The following is a 17,288-nucleotide window of genomic DNA, read 5'->3' as shown; positions in this document are numbered from 1 at the left end:
CTGATCACAGCAGGAAGCGGTTGGCAGGCGTCTTCAAACCCAAGCGATCCCTCAGGGTCCCGGGTTCATATTCCTTGCGGAAAACCCCTCTGGCTTGCAGCAAAGGCACCACGCCACGGGTGAATGCTTCGAAGTCAGTGGGCAAAAACGGAAACATGAGGTTGTAGCCATCGACGGCATTCGACTCGTACAACGCTGAAAGCTTATCGGCAATATGCTCCGCCGTTCCGATCAGCAGCCAGGTACTGGCGCTCTTGACCAACCGACGCCCTATTTCACGAATGGACAAGGTCGTGTCGTACTTCTTGAGCAGGGCCAGCTCGGTTCGAATGCCATCGAACTCAGACTCATCCGGCAATGCAGGTAGCGGGCTGTCCGGCGACAGCCCCGTCAGATCAAGACGGGTGTAGCTGGAGACCAGATCAATCGCCACGGCATCAATAATGAGGCTGTCCTCCAGTTGCCGACGTCGCGCCTCCTCGGTCTCATTCTCCAGAACCACCGGAAGCACCCCGGTAATGATTTTCAGATCACTGGAATGCCGGCCCTTCAACTCGAGACGGCGATTCAAATCGGCCCTGTACGCCAGCCCCTCTTCGACCGTATCGATGAAACAGAAATGCACGTCCGCATGGGCGGCGGCCAGATCCTTGCCCGCTTCAGAAGACCCCGCCTGGGCAAGGACCGGATGTCCTTGCGGTGGACGCGGCACGTTAAGCGGCCCTCGCACGTTGAAATGTGCGCCTTTGTGATGGATCGGGTGAATTTTAGACGGGTCGGCAAAATCGCCGCTGTCCTTGTCAAACTCAAGCGCCCCCTCCTCCCAGGAGTCCCAAAGTTGCTTGACGACATGAATGAACTCCTCGGCCCGCCGATAACGATCGCCGTGTTTCGTCACGCCTGACAGTCCGAAATTCGAAGCCTCCTCTTCCAACCAGGAGGTCACGATATTCCAGCTGGCTCGCCCTGCGCTGAGGTAGTCCAGCGAAGCAAAATATCGCGCAATGTTGAAGGGCTCGTTATAGGACGTTGAAGCGGTGCCCATCAGCCCGATGTGTTCGGTGACAGCCGCCAATGCGGACAAGAGCGTAATCGGTTCGAGGCGGGCGTTGGCATAGTGCCTCAACCCACTGGCGACGGAGTCCCAGACCGCGACGTGATCCGCGACAAACACCGCATCGAACTTCGCCGCCTCGGCCGCCTGCACCAGTTTTACGTAGTAACCCAGGGTCAATATTTCCTTGGTCGGCGACAGCGGGTGGCGCCAGGAAAAACGATGATCCCCTTGTGGATTAAAAAAGAACAAATTCAAAATCATGCTTTTATTGGACATAACGCCTCCGCGACCTTACCCACATCGCATTCATGTTCAGTTGGCCGCCTTGACGGTATTTTCAGCGACCCACTGCGCCGCGACTTTTGCCGGATCCTTGTGATCGATATCAACCAGGCGATTGAGTTGCTTGAGGTCGTCATCGGTCAGTTTGGCAGAGACCTCGTTGAGCACTTGGGTGACTGCTGGGGTTAGCAACGCCTTGCGTCCCAGTGGCGTAATGTTTTGCAGGGGCTGTTGGTGCTTGTCATCCTTGAGCACAACCCAAGGTTCTTTTGCCAGGATGCCTTGCGTGGAAACCACCGTGGCGACGTCGATCGCGCCTGAGTTCAGCGCCAGCCGCGACAAGGGCCCGCCCATGTCCAGCGATTTGACGCTCTTGAAGTTGATGCCGTAGACCGCCTTCAACCCGGGCAGGCCTAAGGCGGCAGTGGTGACTTCGGGAGGCCCACCCAGCGTGAGTTCACCTGAGACGCGCGCCAGGTCGGACAAGGTGTGCAGGTTGTACTTTTCTGCGGTTTTCCGGGTGACGGCCCAAGCGGTAATAGAGCCCGCGGCCGAAGGCTCAAGCAACTGGAGGCCCGCCGGCAACTTCTGTTGCAAGGCGCTGACGATCTCCTTTTGGCTGGTCAGGGCGCTCTTGTCGTCATAGAAACTCAACAGTGATCCTATGTACTCGGGTACAACGTCGATATCCCCGTTTTCCAGCGCCTTGGCGATGATCTGGCGGTTCCCGAGATTGAGCCGGGTCTTGACGTCAATCCCTTCATTCTTCAAAGCTGACGCATAGATATTCGCGAGAATCGTCTGCTCGGAAAAATTGGCCCCGCCTATAGTGATGGACTGGGCACTGGCAAATGCGCTGCCCACCAGCAAGCCTAACCCCAGCAACAATGAAACCGAGTGCGCTGAACGAGTCTTCGAACGTTGTTTGTTTTTCATTTGGATTTGCACCTCTGCAGAATTAATACGCACTTTCAAATGCCCATGCTCATGGAGCGCTCAGTTCAACATTCCCCACTCGCCATTTTCGAACCATGAGTGTTTCGATCATTGAACAAACCCACTCGCTGACAATCGCAAGTGCCGACACCACCAGTGCGCCGCCAATGATTTGAGGGGTGTCATTTCGACCCAGCCCATCAATGAGAAACCTGCCCAACCCGCCGAACCCTGCATAGGCAGCGATGGTGGCCGTGGCAATAAGTTGCACCAGGGCTGATCGAAATCCAGAAAAGATCAGCGGAAAAGCCAACGGTAATTCCAGCTGGATAAACATCTGCCATCTGCGCATCCCCATCGATTTGGCAGCATGTTTCAAAGACGAATCCACCTGATCGATGCCAACATAGGTATTGGTCAATATCGGCGGGATGCTCATGGTGACCAAGGCGATAATCACGGTACTGGTTTCATAGCCAATGACCATGATTGCGAGTATCACAATACCCAGGGAAGGCAATGCTCGCCCAATATTGAACAGCCCGATCGCCACCTGCGCGCCTTTGCGGTAGTTGGCCATGAGTACGCCGAGCGGCAACGCTATTGCACAAGCAATAGCCAGGCTCAAAGACACATAATAAATATGCTCCGCCAGTCGAGTCAGTATCCCGTCTTCGCCCAACCAGTTTTCAGGAAGAGAAAACCAGAGATAGACATCTGCAATCCTGTCCATTAGCGCACCCAAGGGACCAGCCATTTATTGATTGAATAAAACAGAAAATCAAAACATAACGCCAACATCACCGTCAGGACCAAACTGACCGCCACAGGCGTAGTGAAACTTTGAGCCAACCCGGTAATGAACAACTGCCCCAATCCACCTTGACCAATTAACGCAGTAACCGTCACCAGCCCGACCAATGTCACCGCGGTCGTTCGCAGCCCTGCCAATAACGAAGGCAGCGCCAGGGGAAGTTCAACTCCCAGGAATCTCTGCATACGCGTGTACCCTAGCGCACGGGCTTCTTCCAGCACGTCCGGGGGGTTACTCGCAAGGCCCGCCAAAGTGTTCTGTAACACGATAAGCAAGGCATACAGGCTCAAACCGATCACCGCCGTCGTCTTGGACAAACCGGTAAAGGGCATTATCAAAATGAACAGTGCCAGGGACGGAATGGTAAAAAGTATTCCGCTGACGTAAATCATGGGCTGCGCCAATCCTGGCTTCCACAACGTCAAAAGCACCATTGCGCCCGCCAACAACATGCCTATACACAGGCCCAAGGTCACCAGTTGAATATGATCAAATAAAAGCTGGCCAATCTGCTGCCAGTTTTCAACGATCCAGGACCAGTCAATCATTGTGCACTTCCAAAGCGGCGCTCATTGAGTGCGCTGTGAAAGCTGGTAATCGACAGGCAACCTTCGTAACCGCCCGCCTCGTCCACTCGAACAACCACACCGAACGGAGCCGTTAGCATTTTAACCAGTGCGTGATGCAACGAGTCATTATTCGACACCGTGGTAAGTTCAGGAACAGGCAAGTCCGATTCACTGACCCACTTCAGCGGATTGGACTTATCGTCCAGCAGAAGTTTGAATTCGCAATTGACTTCATCCACAGGAAGATCAGAAACCTTCATCAGCGACAGTCTTTTTAACAGCGGATCCTTGCCGATGAAGTTCTTCACAAACTCGCTGGCAGGATGGGCAAGGATATTGTGAGGTGTATCGAACTGAGCCAGCTTTCCTTCGCCCTCGAAGATGGCAATCCGATCACCAATCTTGATGGCCTCTTCCATGTCATGGGTCACCAGGATGATGGTTTTATGCAAACGCCTCTGCAGCGCAACCAGTTCGTCCTGCAGTCGCTCGCGGATCACCGGATCAAGCGCGGCAAAGGGTTCGTCCATCAATACGACCGGTGGGTCCGAGGCCAATGCCCTCGCCAAGGCAACACGACTTTGCTGCCCGCCCGACAGTTGATTAGGGTACCTGTCCAGAAATTCCGGCTGAAGTCCGACCAGGGAAATGAGTTCGCTCACGCGCTGGCGGATCCTGTGCTTGCTCCAACCCAAGAGCCGCGGAACAGCGCCAATATTTTCCGCGACGGTTTGATGAGGAAATAAGGCTGAGCTTTGCATCATGAAACCGATGCCACGGCGAAGCGTCACGACGTCGAGCTCATCGGTCGCCACCCCATTGACACAGATGCGACCACTGTCCTGGGTGTCCAATCTATTGATCATTCGCAAAATGGTCGTTTTGCCACACCCACTTGGCCCGACAAATACGCAGATCTCCCCCTCCCGGACATGAAGCGTTAAATCGCTCACGGCCATTCGCGGGCTGCCTTTATGAGTTTTCTTGATGGCTTCAAAACGTATCATTTTCCGACGCCCAGATTAGCTTGAGTATTTTCAGTGCCTGGCAGGATGGCGAGGACAATCCACGGGATTGATCAGATGTCTCTGCAATAACTGGAAGTAGCCATGAATGACATAGCCATTGTTTCGCGCGATCCATTGTTCACGCCTGGCTCTGTACACCTGGGGCAAGTAAAACCAGGGCAAACCGGGAAGATCGTGATGAACCAAGTGAAGATTGAGGTTAAGAAAGAGCCAACTCAAAAGCCCTGAGGATTCATTGATCACCGTGCGGTGTTCTGGCAGCGTTGACGGCCGATGCTCGTAAAACGACCTGATCATTGAAATGGACAAGGCCGGCAGCGAAACTAAAAATACGTACTGCACAGCGCTGATGGCGCTGTATTGTTCAACCAATCCCAGCAACACCCCAACGCTCAAGAGATGAATGAGCCACATCCGCCAACTGCTTCGTTCTGAATGCAACAACCCACCGAGCGCGGTACTTACAAGGGTCATCAACGCCAACGGCGCGCCGATGATCAAGCGCCCGCCCAAGGTCTTATTCACCCACAACAAGGTCTTCATATAACGGGGTGATTGCACCCAGGAACGGCTGGTGACATAACGACTTTCCGGATCTTGTCCGGGCACAGTCAGCACTTCATCGTTGTGATGGGCGAGATGCGTGTCCCGGTAGATGTCGTAGGGATACCACACGGCAAACGGCAGAAACCCCAGGGCTTTATTTATGGCAGGCCAACGCGTTGGGTGACCGTGAATAAGCTCATGTTGAATCGACATCCAGAGCACGACCAGTGGAACCAACAGGACAATGCTGATGAGTTGGCCAAGTGCCTGCCCATGAAAAACGATAAGAGCCCAGGCCAGATAAAAGCCGACCAGTAAAAGCCAGGTGGGCCACTCGGTCTGGCTGGTCAAGGTCCTGCTGAGCTTAACGATTTCGGCTCGATGAGCTTCATCCAAATAATTGGGCATGGTGGTAAGTCGCGATAGGCTGCGCTGAACAGACGCCCACTCACTCACACTTCAAGCTACCACCCGGGACCGGGGTATACCTGGAGATGACTGACTGACTGACGTTACGGTATGGAAATGCCGACAGCGGTGCGTCACATGGCGTAGAGCAGAAATGCCAAGCCTTCGCTGATTGCACTGCAGGCCTCACTGTTGGCCTGACAGGGGAGAGGTTTGCCGGTCACGAATGGAACGGCAATGGCGGCACAAGAACTCATGCGTAGAGTGCCGGACTGAGAAATCACTGCATGGGCCCCGTCATGCGACAGAGCCTCAAGGCTGATTTGGAAGATTCGGGCGCCGGACATAGTCGTACCATAGAGTAGGATTGAACATATCCGGCGGTCCGGTAGCGTCAACTTAGCATGCCAACTAATTCGATCAAGGAATATATTCTATTATGCTTATTCCCGAATCGAATAAAATTAAACAGATTCCCTACCCTTTCGCCTTGATCGCATACAGCCCACCGGCAATCACCATGCACGCCCCCACGACAGTCCATGGGTCGGGCAGTTCGCCGAAGACGAACAGGCCGATGAATGTGGCAAACACCAACAGCGTGTAGTTGAACGGTTGAAGCGTACCTGCCGTTGCGTACTTGAGCGCCTGGAGGAGTAGCAACTGCGCCACCATGCCGATCGTCGACAGCACGGCGATCAGGCCCCACTGTGTCGGGTTCGGCGAAACCCACCCTGGCAAGCCAGAGAACGTGATGGCCAGGGCGCCGAAAAAGCCCATGTAGAGCATGTTCGTGGCGAATGAATCATCCCGGCTGATCCGACGTGTCAGCACACTGAAGACCGCGAATCCCAGGGCAGACAACAGCGGAATCAGCGCCGCCAACTCGAAGACGCCGGTTCCCGGACGGAGGATCACCAGCGTCCCCAAGAACCCTATGGCCGCAGCGATCCAGCGGCGGACGCCGATGAACTCACCCAGGAACGCACCTGCCAAGGCCAGGGTCATCAGCGGAAACACCGCATACAGGGCGTGCATCTCAGCCATGCCAAGGTAACGCAGCCCCAATCCGAACAACGCGCTTTCTCCCACCCCCAGCAAGGCACGAATGACCTGCAAGACAGGATGATGGCTTCGACACGCCGCTCCCAGGTGGCCGCGATAAAGGCTATAGCCGACAGCGAAGGCCAGGAATACCCAGTAACGCACCATGACAAGCTGGGCGACGGGAAGGTCCTTGACCAACACTTTGGTGATCCCGTCCTGGCTTGCAAAGAGCAGCATGGAAAGCAGGCACAAGAGGATTCCAAGGTGAGGCCGTGGGGCATCACCCACGGCGTGCATCGCCCGTGGCCGGCTCAAGCGCAGGGCTCATGGAGCAATCCCCACAGCGCCAGGAGTGGCACTTGGGTTGATCTCATCGCATGGGTGCAGGACGGAGGGTTTATGACAATGCCCCCTGCCCCGGGCGTCCACCAGCCTGCGTTCTCGCGATACCAGTCGCCTGGGGACAACACCAGATAGAACTCAGCCGGAGGATGCTGGTGGAACGGATAACAGGTTTCAGGCGCCATGAGGGCCAACCCCAGGGTCATGCCAGGACAGTCGAACAATCCCCCTGGACCGGTGACCATGCCATGGCGATGCCGCTCCACGAACCGATCGTCCTGGCCGGCCTGGGCCTGACGATGGATCCAGGGAACATGGGGCACCAGCGCCTTCAACGCCTCCAATACCCCTGCCAGGTGTTCGGGGACGCTTGGCGCAGCGTCGAATGCCTGGGCCAAATAGGGCGCCAGGACTGCCGGTAACGTGCGGGGTGTTGCCGGCGGCTTCTTGAGGGTCCACTCGGTCGGGCCCAGGGCGGCGGCACAGGCCTGTGTCGTCGCGGATGTACCGTCTCCCAAATGGTTCGAGAGGATTTCATGCAGCGATCGCCGGAGCCTCTGCGCGCTGCGGGCGACAGACGGATCCAACGACAAAGGCTCGCAGCGGGTGATCATCGTTTTCAACCCCATTCCTGAGTCAGACGCAGAAGAAGATGACAGGCTGCTCAACGTATCCCAGCGGTACTGGAGGCCGGTCCCGGCATGTCCCAAGGGTAGCCCGAACGGTATCGCTGACAGCCGACGCCCTTCACTTTGCGTCAAGGGCACCGAACTGCAAACACCTATCAAGCAACGGCGGCGATTACTGGCTGACGGTCGCCGAGGCGGTCTGACTGCCAAACATGGCCTCGAAGCGAGGTTTGTTGGCGGCGTAGTACTCGGCAACGACCTTGTCTGCCGAACTGTCACGGGCGGTCGCCATCAGCTTCTCAAGGTCGGCCTTGGGAATCTTGAAGTTGGCGAAGAATCGGGCGACATCGGGATGTTCGGCGCTAAAGCCTTTGCGGGCAATCGCGTGAATCTGCTCGGCGCCGCCGAAAATCTGCTTCGGATCATCCAGGTAGCGCAGCGGCCACTTGGCGAACATCCAGTGTGGGCTCCAGGCGTTGATCAATGCCCATTTGTCACGTTTGAGGTTGCGATCCAGCTCGCTCAACATCCCAGATTCTGAAGAGGCGACCATCTTGTAGCCTTCGAGCTTGTATTCCTTGATGGCCTTTTCCGTGAGTTTGTATTGGCCGTTGCCCACTTCCGAAGTCAGGATCTTGCCGTCGAGCTTTTGCCGCACTTCAGGCTTGTTGAGGTCCTCGACAGTGGCGAGTTCGCTGATGGGAATGGATGTTGGCACGGCCATGCCGATCCGACCCTCATACAGCACACCGAGGTCTTCGAGCTTGTCCTGGTATTTGTCATAGAACGCCTTGTGAGTGTTCGGCAGCCAGACCATCGGAATCAGGTCGATATTGCCGTTGGCCAAGGCCTGGAACTGAATGCCAATGTCGGCGAGCACCAATTTGACCGGTTGCTTCAAGTGGTCGCGCAATGCGGTATCCGCCAGCTTTACAGCGATTTCCGTATCCGACCAATTCACCCAACCGATACGAATAGGCGTGGGTTCCTCGGCATGGGCCATCAGGCTGCCAGCGGCTATCGTCAGGCCGGCAAGCCAGCCGATACAAGTTTTACTGGAAAACTTCATCATGATGCATCTCCGCGTACTGTATTAATAGTTATTGGCAGGGCAGCAGAAGAATTCACGTTCCCTCATCAAAGCAGGAGTGCTATTACGCTCCTCAAGGGATTTTATGGTGTGCATGGATAAGTTCTAATTATGCGAAAACCTTTCATGTATCCAGGTCGCTCGGCCCTCCTCCGCCCTTTGGCGGAACTTATGAATGTCAGCATTCACAATGCTTTTTCGAGCGCCGGCAAGGCCTCGAACAGATCCGCCACCCACATCTAATCCGCCACCTGGGCAATCGGCGCTTCAGCGTCCTGGTCGATCGCAACGATGACCTTTGAACCGCTCATGCCCGCCAAATGTTGAATGGCGCCACTGATATTCGACGCGATGTAAAGCGGTTCCTGGCATGGCGCTTCGCACAGCCCCCTTGCACTTTGGATCGATGCGCGATGGCCGGCCGCACGAGCCGGACCACCCCTGTTTCGACTGGATGGTAATCCTGGTTTTTACGCCACGCAAGGAAAATGTACACCTGTGTCCCAATCGTTGACACACATGAACATTCGACATACCGTCATGTCAAACCAAGCCTGATGTCCTGTTCCCGGAGCGCAACACCATGTCCAGCGATCCTCTGCTGCAGCCCTATAAGATCAAACACCTGACCCTCAAAAACCGGATCATGACCACCTCCCATGAGCCCGCTTATCCTGTCGACGGCATGCCAAAGGATCTGTACCGCGCCTATCACGTCGAACGCGCCAAGGCCGGCGTGGCGCTGACCATGACGGCGGGCTCCGCCGCCGTTTCCCGCGACAGCCCACCGGTGTTCAACAACGTGCTGGCGTACAAGGACGAAGTGGTCAAATGGATGAAGGACATCACCGACGAGTGCCACGAACATGGCGCCGCAGTGATGATTCAACTGACCCACCTGGGGCGGCGCACGCGCTGGGACAAGGCTGATTGGCTGCCAGTGGTATCACCTTCCCATCGCCGCGAAGCGTCCCACCGGTCCTTCCCGAAAAAACTGGAAGACTGGGACATCGACCGGATCATCAAGGATTACGTGGACGCCGCCGAACGCATGAAGGCCGCCGGTCTCGATGGCCTGGAACTGCAGGCCTACGGACACCTCATGGATCAGTTCTGGTCGCCGTTGACCAACGATCTCGACGGGCCCTACGGTGGTTCGCTGGAAAACCGGATGCGCTTCACTTTTGATGTGTTACGTGGCATTCGCCAGCGCTGTGGCGAGGACTTCCTGCTCGGGGTGCGCTACACCGGCGATGAGGACCTGCCCGGCGGCTTCGGTGCCAGCGACGGTCTCCAGATTTCCCACATGCTCAAGGACAGTGGGCTGGTGGATTTCCTCAACGTCGTGCGCGGGCACATCGACACCGATGCCGGCCTCACCGACGTGATCCCCATCCAGGGCATGCGCAACTCGCCGCACCTGGATTTTGCCGGCGAGATCCGCTCGGCCACCGGTTTCCCGACGTTCCATGCGGCCAAGATTCCGGACGTCGCCACGGCGCGACACGCCATCGCCTCCGGCAAGGTGGACATGATCGGCATGACCCGGGCGCACATGACCGATCCGCACATCGTGCGCAAGATCATCGAGAAGCGTGAAGAAGAGATCCGCCCCTGCGTCGGTGCCAACTATTGCCTGGACCGCATCTATCAGGGCGGCGCCGCGTACTGCATCCACAACGCCGCCACCGGCCGCGAAACCACCATGCCCCACGAAATTCCCAAGGCGTCGGTCAAGCGCAAGGTGGTGGTGATCGGCACCGGCCCGGCGGGCCTGGAAGCGGCACGGGTAGCCGGCGAACGTGGCCACGACGTCACGGTGTTCGAAGTGGCGGATCAGCCCGGTGGGCAGATCCGCCTGACGGCGCAGAACGAGCGGCGGCGCGAGATGATCAGCATCATCGATTGGCGCATGGCGCAATGCGAACGGCTGGGGGTGAAGTTCCAATTCAACACCTGGGCCGAAGCCGAGACCGTCATGGCCGAGGCGCCGGACGTGGTGATCGTCGCCACGGGCGGCTTGCCCCATACCGAGGTGCTCAAGCACGGCAATGAACTGGTGGTGTCGACCTGGGACATCATTTCCGGCGACGTCAAGCCCGGCCAGAACGTGCTGATCTTCGACGACGCGGGCGACCACGCGGCGCTGCAAGCGGCCGAGGTCATCGCCAACAGCGGTGCGAAACTGGAGATCGTCACGCCGGACCGGTCGTTTGCGCCGGAGGTGATGGCGATGAACCTGGTGCCTTACATGCGCAGTCTGCAAGACCTGAACGTCACCTTCACGGTCACCTATCGGGTCGATTCCGTGGAGAAGCGCGACGGTCAATTGGTGGCCCACTTCGGCAGCGATTATGGTCAGGTGCACAAGCAGCGCGTGGTCGATCAGGTGGTGGTCAACCACGGCACCCTGCCCCTGGACGATTTGTACTTCGAACTGCGCCCGCACTCGAGCAATAACGGCGCGGTGGAACAGCACAATCTGATCGCCGGGAAAACCCAAAATATCGTGACCAACCCGGAGGGCCGTTTCCAACTGTTCCGAATTGGCGACGCGGTGTCGGCGCGTAATACCCATGCGGCTATCTACGATGCGCTGCGGCTGGTCAAGGACATTTGAAGTCATGGCCTTGATTTGAGGGTCAGGGCCACTTTCCCATTCAACAGGTCATGCTGTTGCCCTTGAGGCGTTCGATAACCTGTGACGAGAGAGCTTGCTCCCACAGGGATTGTGGATGTTCGTGAGCTTTGCATTCAGCGCAGGAGCAGTGTGGGAGCGAGCAAGCTCGCTCCTACAGGGATTTACAGTGATCGGGGATTGAGCCGCTCCAGCCAGGCCCGCAGGTCCTGCACCTCCAGGGCACTGATGCTGTGGCCGACGCCGGGGTAGGCATGGAATTCCGGTTCCAGCGCCAGGGTCTTGAGGAAGGTGTTGGCCTCGGTGCCATCGTGGTAGGGAATGATCGGGTCGGCCGTGCCGTGGCCGATGAACACCGCCAGCGTCCGTCGTGATTCGTCGGGGGTCAGTTCCGCCTGCAGCACCGACAGGACCCGCCCGCCCATCGCGGCAATACCGCCGACGGCTTCGGGGTGTCGCAAGGCCACTTCGTAGCTCATCATCGCGCCCTGGCTGAAACCCACCAGGTAGACCTTGCTCGCGTCGGTCGAATACTTGGCCCGGGCCTTGTCGATGAACTCCAGCAGCATCTGGCCGCTGGCCTTCAGGTCGGAGGGGTCACCGTCGTAGGCGCCCTCGCCCTTTTTGGCGAACCATTGGTAACGGTCCTGCTCCATGCTCTTGGGCGCGCGCACCGAGAGGTAGTTGTAATCCTGCGGCAACTCGTCCTTGAGTGCGAACAGGTCCTGCTCGTTACTGCCGGAACCGTGCAGGAAGATCACCAGCGGTCGGTTCCGAACCTGCTCATCGACTTGGGCCAGGTAGTTGAGCGGCAAGTCGGTGTGCAGCGAAGGTTGGGCCTGCAACCCGGACGAAACCAGCAGCAGGAACAGGGCGAGCGCTTTGAACATCGATCTTCCTCCATCGTTTCGATAGCCGCACGGCGAGGCGCGTGCGGTGAGGTAGACAGCAGTTATCAGTCGTTGATCAATTTCCCCGTACGAATCGGTTCACGCCCAGCGACTTTTGCCTGCCAGATCCCCGGCTGCGTGTAGCGCCCGCGGTCCAGGGCAAACAGCACGCCACTGGTGCCGGCCCGCACGGTGGTGACCCGATCATTCAGCGGATCGACCACTTCGAACAGCGGATCGCCCCGCTCCACCCATTCGCCAGCCTCCCGCAGGAAACTCACCACGCCATGGTGCGGCGCGAACAGGTATTGCGTGCCTTCGAACGGAAAGCCCTCGCAGCACTCGCTGAGGGCGGGCGGCCAGTCCCCAGCGATAAGTCCCTGCTCGGCGAGAAACCCGAGGATGGCTTCACAATTGGCCTGGGCCTGCTCCACCTGGGTATCGCCCATGCTGCCCAACTCCAGCGTCGTCGCCAGGTTCGCCGCTGGGATCGCCGCCGCAGGAAAGGCCTTGGCCAGGCGCAACCAGGGCGAGGAGCAGGACTCATCAAACGAACTGCCGCCCGAATCTTCGCACAGCAACGCCACACCGGCTTTCAAGCGTGCGGCCAGAGAACGCCACTGCGGCCACTGCTGTGGCAAGGCATACAAATGGATCGCCGCCTCGAAATCGCAATGCAGGTCCAAGGTGATGTCGGCGTCGCAGGCATGGCGCAGCAGCAGGCGATGCAGCGCTTCGAGTTGCGAAGGGGGTGGCGGCAAGTCATCGAGGACCTCGGCCATGGTCTGGCGGATCAAGGTGATATTGGCGGCTGGGTCGTCCCCAAGGCGATCACCGATGCGTTGCGCCACCGGTGCACTGAGCTCCACGAAGGAGCGGTTGAAATTCTTGCCACTGCCCAGTTCGAAACGCCCCATGTGGGCGCTTTGCAGGTGTTGATCCAGGCCGATGGGGTTGGCCACCGGCACCAGTTCGATCACACCCTTGAGCAAACCCTGGGCCTCAAGATCGTTGAGCCGCTGCTTCAGCTCCCAGGCGGTGCGCATGCCCGGCAGTTCATCGGCGTGCAGGCTGGCCTGGATGTAGGCCTTGCGCGGCCCATGGCCGTAGCGAAACACACTGAGCCGGCGCTCGGTGCCCAGGTGGCTCCATGGCAGGGTATGGTCGATACGTTGCATGAAATCTCCGAATGACTAGGTGCAGGAGCTGTCGAGTGCAACGAGGCTGCGATCTTTCCCCAGACACATGAATCTCAAGCGAAATCGCAGCCTTCGGCAGCGCCTACCGATTAATGCCCGTAGACGTCAAAGGCGAAGTATTTGTCCTGCACTTTCTTGTACGTGCCGTTGGCGCGGATTTCGGTGATGGCCGCGTTGAATTGATCGGCCAGGGCCTTATCACCCTTGCGCACCGCAATGCCGGCACCGCCGCCGAAGTATTTCGCATCTTCATAGGTCGGGCCAACGAAGGCGAAACCTTTACCGGCGTCGGTTTTCAGGAAGCCTTCGTCGAGGTTCACCGAGTCGGCCAGCATGGCGTCGAGGCGGCCGGCGACCATGTCCAGGTTGGCTTCCTGTTGGGAGCTGTAGCGCACCAGGTCGATACCGGCGGGCACCAGCACTTCGGTGGCGAAACGGTCATGGGTGCTGGCGCGCAGTACACCGACTTTCTTGCCCTTGAGTTCGGTCAGCGGGTCCTTGACGTTGGCGCCTTCCTTCATCACGAAGCGCGCTGGGGTGTGATAGTACTTGATGGTGAAATCGACATTTTTCTTGCGGTCGTCGGTGATGGTCATGGACGACAGGATCGCGTCGATTTTCTTCACTTTCAGCGCAGGGATCAGGCCATCGAACTCCTGCTCGACCCAGACGCACTTGACCTTCATCTGTTCACACAACGCATCGCCGATATCGACATCGAAGCCAGCCAGCTTGCCGTCGGGGGTTTTCATCGAAAAAGGCGGGTAACCGGCTTCGATCCCGAGGCGGATCGGCTTGGCGTCTTCGGCCATGGCCGACAGGGACAACACGGACAGTGCCAGGGCACCGAACATGGCTAGCTTCTTCATTTTCGCTCCTGAGTGTGCAGGGGTTTTATTGGTCATTATTGGCAGATTCGTAGGCGGCGTTCGGTCAGTGAGGAACCGAAGTGGGCGGGAGTCTAGAGGGGTGCTCAGGAGGGGAATTGTGTGGAGGCGACAAATAGTTATAAAAATAGCTTGGTTTGTAAAAGGCCAAAGCGAGGCGGCCTTATAGCCGACCTGTCTCTTTTGTTGTACTCCGATCCAACTGTGGGAGCGAGCTTGCTCGCGAAAGCGGAGGGCCAGCTTGCGGTGATGTTGGCTGTGCCTACGTCATCGCGAGCAAGCTCGCTCCCACAAGTTTTTGACGCTCCGCGTCCGTTTCTGAAATCAATTGCTCCCCCTGGCCTTCTGAAAATCTCGTAGGAATCCCCCCTTTTGTGGCGAGGGGATTTATCCCCGCTGGGCTGCGAAGCAGCCCCCTCTTTTCGTCAGACCAACCCCATGCCCAGGGTTTACGGCGGCTGCGCCACCGAGCGGGAGCAAGCTCCCTCGCCACGGGGTTTGTGGGCGTCCTACAGGTCGGTTGTTGCCTCAAAAATCCCCTTCTATAGTTCGGCTCACCTGCTGGCTTTGGTCAGTGGGGAGGGTTTCGCAGCCCTAACAACGGATGAGACTTTGCACCGTCGAATGAAAACTCAGGCAAACTTGCCCGCGTTCATTTTATGGCGGTTGCGCGTGGGAGACCTTCGGGTCTGCCGGGTTTGGTCTCTTCCTCGGTCTGCGAACCCGCGCGCAACTGCCACCCGTTTGATTCGCAGCAAACAAGGTGGCAATTCATTTTCCTTGATAGAGCCCAACCTTATGACGACAAATCAATCATCTAACCGCTTTACCCCGCTAACCCCCATCGCTACCACCCATCCCATCCTGTTCATCGACCGCACCGCCCCATTGCCCGAACTCCACGCCTGCGTCAGCGAACGCCTGCACGCCACCCTCGACTACCTGACGCTTATGGCCTGTACGACCCTGCGCGACTCAGCCGAGACCGACATCAATACCGTCACCAACATCGCCCGGATCATGGTCCAGGATGTGGCGGATGTTTTTGGGGTGATAGAACAGCGCGGGCTCGAAGGGCAATAAAGCTTCCCTGAAAAGCGAGCTTGCTCAATATCCTCATCGACAGTGAAATCGCCTTCGCGAGCAAGCTCGCTCCCACAAGGGAAACACGTTCCCCCAGAACCAGGCCGGCTATAAGGCCGCCTCGCGTTTGATTTTGATCGGGGGCGTCCCGTTAAACCACGCTGGCCGATCGCAGGCATTTGCGCAGCGGGCATCCCGGCATGAATGCCGGGATAGCCGCGCAGGGCAAAAAGTCAGCAGTCGCAGCGGATCACCTCGTCCGCCACGCGCTCCACCGAGCCGGTCAGGCGAAAGCCTTCATCGAGCCACCCCATAACCCCGCCAATCATCTCCTTCACCGGGTAACCCAAGGTTGCCAGGCGCACCGCCGCCTTGTTCGCGCCATTGCAATGGGGGCCGGCGCAATACACCACGAACAGGGTGGTCTTGGCATAGGCGGCCAATGCCTGGGCGGTGAGCGTGCGGGTCGGCAGGTTGATCGCCCCGGGTACGTGGCCGCGTTCGTAAGCCAGCGGTCCGCGTACATCCACCAGCACGAAGTCGACATTGCCGGCCTGTTGGCTGGCGTGAACATCGGAACAATCCGTTTCGAATGACAGGCGACGGCTGAAATGCTGTAGGGCGATATCGGAAGGGGCGGCAGGCACTTCGCGAACCAGGCTGGTCATGGGGGTGTACTCCAGGGGTAGATAAAGGCGTGAAGAGACTTTATCCCCCCGAGGCTTGCGGCTACAGTGGCGTACAAGACACTCTGTGGGAATTTTCCGACAAATGCAGCCTCTCCCAGGTCTGGTCGCGATCCTCGCCTACGACGGCCTATGCACCTTTGAATTCGGCGTTGCCGTCGAGATCTTCGGATTGGAGCGGCCGGAATTCGATTTCCCCTGGTACGAGCATCGGATCGTCGCGGTCGATGACGGCCCGATGCGCGCCATGGGCGGCTTCCAGGTATTGGCCGATGGCGGCATGGAACTGCTCGAAACCGCCCGGACCATTGTCGTGCCAGGCTGGCGCAGCCGCAGCGAGCCACCTTCCGAGGCGTTGCTCGATGCACTACGCCGGGCCCACGCCCGTGGCGCGCGTCTGCTGTCGATCTGCTCCGGGGCCTTCGTCCTGGCCGCCGCCGGGCTGCTCGATGGCCTGGGCGCCACGACTCACTGGCGCTACACCGACGAACTGGCCGAGAGTTTTCCCGCCGTCCGGGTCGACCCGGATGTGCTGTACGTGGACTCAGGACAGGTCATCACTTCGGCGGGTAGCGCCGCCGGCATCGATGCCTGCCTGCACCTGGTGGCACGGGATTATGGCCTCCAGGTCGCCAACACCGTGGCGCGCCGGTTGGTGATGTCACCACAACGTACGGGCGGCCAGGCGCAGTTCATTCCCTCGCCGGTCAGCCGTACGCCACGCGGCGACCTGTCGAGCGTCATGCAATGGGCCCGCGAGCGCCTGCACGCCCCCCTCGGTGTGCGCGAACTGGCCAGCCAGGCGGCCATGAGCGAACGCACCTTCCTGCGCCACTTCACCCAGGCCTGCGGCATGTCGCCCAAGGCCTGGCTGCAACACGAACGCCTGGCCCGGGCCCGCGAGCTGCTGGAAAGCACCGGCGACAACACCGACATTATCGCGCAACTGTGTGGCTACCGTTCGGTGGAAAGCTTTCGCGTGGCGTTTCGCAGCGTCGTGGGGTTGGCGCCGTCGGTGTACCGGGAGCGGTTTGGAAGGGGGTAAATAGCCTGCTGGCGATGAAGCTGTCGAACGCCGTCAGGGCGAGGAAATACAGGTGGGAGCAAAGCTTGCTCGCGATATGAGCGCCTCGATTTCTGGAAGACTTACATCGCCT

16 protein-coding genes and 1 pseudogene are annotated in these 17,288 nt (G+C 58.4%); 3 read left to right on the top strand and 14 right to left on the bottom strand.

Annotated features, from left to right (window positions below):
* Positions 1 to 4 precede the first annotated feature (4 nt).
* From BM321_RS09685 to BM321_RS29690, 10 genes and pseudogenes are all read right to left on the bottom strand, one after another.
* Positions 5 to 1,333 (bottom strand): LLM class flavin-dependent oxidoreductase, encoded by a 1,329-nt coding sequence (locus BM321_RS09685; RefSeq protein WP_092442341.1) that lies wholly within the window; start codon positions 1,331 to 1,333, stop codon positions 5 to 7.
* Positions 1,334 to 1,369: 36 nt separating this feature from the next.
* Complete coding sequence (locus BM321_RS09680; RefSeq protein ID WP_092442340.1) at positions 1,370 to 2,275, bottom strand: ABC transporter substrate-binding protein; 906 nt, start codon at positions 2,273 to 2,275, stop codon at positions 1,370 to 1,372.
* 49 nt (positions 2,276 to 2,324) lie between these two features.
* Positions 2,325 to 3,008, bottom strand: a complete 684-nt coding sequence (locus BM321_RS09675) for an ABC transporter permease (RefSeq protein ID WP_092442339.1) — start codon at positions 3,006 to 3,008, stop codon at positions 2,325 to 2,327.
* On the bottom strand, positions 3,008 to 3,637 hold the full coding sequence (locus tag BM321_RS09670; protein WP_092326770.1) for an ABC transporter permease: 630 nt from the start codon (positions 3,635 to 3,637) through the stop codon (positions 3,008 to 3,010). Before BM321_RS09670 ends, BM321_RS09675 begins: the two co-directional genes overlap by 1 nt.
* Positions 3,634 to 4,665, bottom strand: a complete 1,032-nt coding sequence (locus tag BM321_RS09665) for an ABC transporter ATP-binding protein (RefSeq protein ID WP_092442338.1) — start codon at positions 4,663 to 4,665, stop codon at positions 3,634 to 3,636. Before BM321_RS09665 ends, BM321_RS09670 begins: the two co-directional genes overlap by 4 nt.
* A 30-nt stretch (positions 4,666 to 4,695) precedes the next feature.
* Complete coding sequence (locus tag BM321_RS09660) at positions 4,696 to 5,640, bottom strand: fatty acid desaturase (RefSeq protein ID WP_092442337.1); 945 nt, start codon at positions 5,638 to 5,640, stop codon at positions 4,696 to 4,698.
* Between the two features lie 477 nt (positions 5,641 to 6,117).
* A complete protein-coding gene (locus BM321_RS09650) occupies positions 6,118 to 6,984 on the bottom strand; it encodes a DMT family transporter (RefSeq protein ID WP_092442335.1) in 867 nt (288 codons plus the stop codon).
* 14 nt (positions 6,985 to 6,998) lie between these two features.
* Positions 6,999 to 7,658, bottom strand: a complete 660-nt coding sequence (locus BM321_RS09645; protein WP_092442334.1) for a dimethylsulfonioproprionate lyase family protein — start codon at positions 7,656 to 7,658, stop codon at positions 6,999 to 7,001.
* 172 nt (positions 7,659 to 7,830) lie between these two features.
* Entirely contained in the window at positions 7,831 to 8,730 is a 900-nt protein-coding gene (locus tag BM321_RS09640; protein ID WP_092442333.1) for a glycine betaine ABC transporter substrate-binding protein, read from the bottom strand.
* Between the two features lie 257 nt (positions 8,731 to 8,987).
* Positions 8,988 to 9,107 (bottom strand): annotated as a pseudogene (locus BM321_RS29690) (electron transfer flavoprotein subunit alpha/FixB family protein); the annotation flags it as partial.
* 224 nt (positions 9,108 to 9,331) lie between these two features.
* Between BM321_RS29690 and BM321_RS09635 the strand changes: the two are divergent.
* The gene (locus tag BM321_RS09635; RefSeq protein WP_092442332.1) at positions 9,332 to 11,368 is read left to right on the top strand and encodes an NADH:flavin oxidoreductase; all 2,037 of its coding nucleotides are present in this window, start codon (positions 9,332 to 9,334) and stop codon (positions 11,366 to 11,368) included.
* 182 nt (positions 11,369 to 11,550) lie between these two features.
* Here BM321_RS09635 and BM321_RS09630 read toward each other — a convergent pair whose 3' ends face one another.
* The 3 genes from BM321_RS09630 to BM321_RS09620 form a co-directional block, all read right to left on the bottom strand.
* Positions 11,551 to 12,276 (bottom strand): alpha/beta hydrolase, encoded by a 726-nt coding sequence (locus tag BM321_RS09630; protein WP_092442331.1) that lies wholly within the window; start codon positions 12,274 to 12,276, stop codon positions 11,551 to 11,553.
* A 65-nt stretch (positions 12,277 to 12,341) separates the two neighbouring features.
* On the bottom strand, positions 12,342 to 13,454 hold the full coding sequence (locus BM321_RS09625) for a M14 family metallopeptidase (RefSeq protein WP_092442330.1): 1,113 nt from the start codon (positions 13,452 to 13,454) through the stop codon (positions 12,342 to 12,344).
* A 110-nt stretch (positions 13,455 to 13,564) separates the two neighbouring features.
* The gene (locus tag BM321_RS09620; protein WP_092326786.1) at positions 13,565 to 14,344 is read right to left on the bottom strand and encodes an ABC transporter substrate-binding protein; all 780 of its coding nucleotides are present in this window, start codon (positions 14,342 to 14,344) and stop codon (positions 13,565 to 13,567) included.
* Between the two features lie 816 nt (positions 14,345 to 15,160).
* Here BM321_RS09620 and BM321_RS09615 point away from each other — a divergent pair.
* Positions 15,161 to 15,445, top strand: coding sequence for a fructose-bisphosphate aldolase (locus BM321_RS09615; protein ID WP_092442329.1), 285 nt, complete (start codon positions 15,161 to 15,163; stop codon positions 15,443 to 15,445).
* 233 nt (positions 15,446 to 15,678) lie between these two features.
* Here the strand turns inward: BM321_RS09615 and BM321_RS09610 are convergent, their stop codons facing one another.
* On the bottom strand, positions 15,679 to 16,113 hold the full coding sequence (locus BM321_RS09610; protein ID WP_092442328.1) for a rhodanese-like domain-containing protein: 435 nt from the start codon (positions 16,111 to 16,113) through the stop codon (positions 15,679 to 15,681).
* A gap of 103 nt (positions 16,114 to 16,216) precedes the next feature.
* Here BM321_RS09610 and ftrA point away from each other — a divergent pair, with 103 nt between their 5' ends.
* Positions 16,217 to 17,176 carry a transcriptional regulator FtrA gene (gene ftrA, locus BM321_RS09605; protein ID WP_092442327.1) on the top strand — a complete coding sequence of 320 codons (960 nt, stop codon included), beginning with the start codon at positions 16,217 to 16,219 and terminating at the stop codon, positions 17,174 to 17,176.
* Positions 17,177 to 17,288: the final 112 nt, after the last annotated feature.

The organism is Pseudomonas sp. NFIX10, from assembly GCF_900111955.1.
Classification (GTDB): domain Bacteria; phylum Pseudomonadota; class Gammaproteobacteria; order Pseudomonadales; family Pseudomonadaceae; genus Aquipseudomonas; species Aquipseudomonas fluorescens_AA.
The sequence above is the reverse complement of the archived record's forward strand: the minus strand, read 5'-3'. Positions and strand labels throughout refer to the sequence as shown.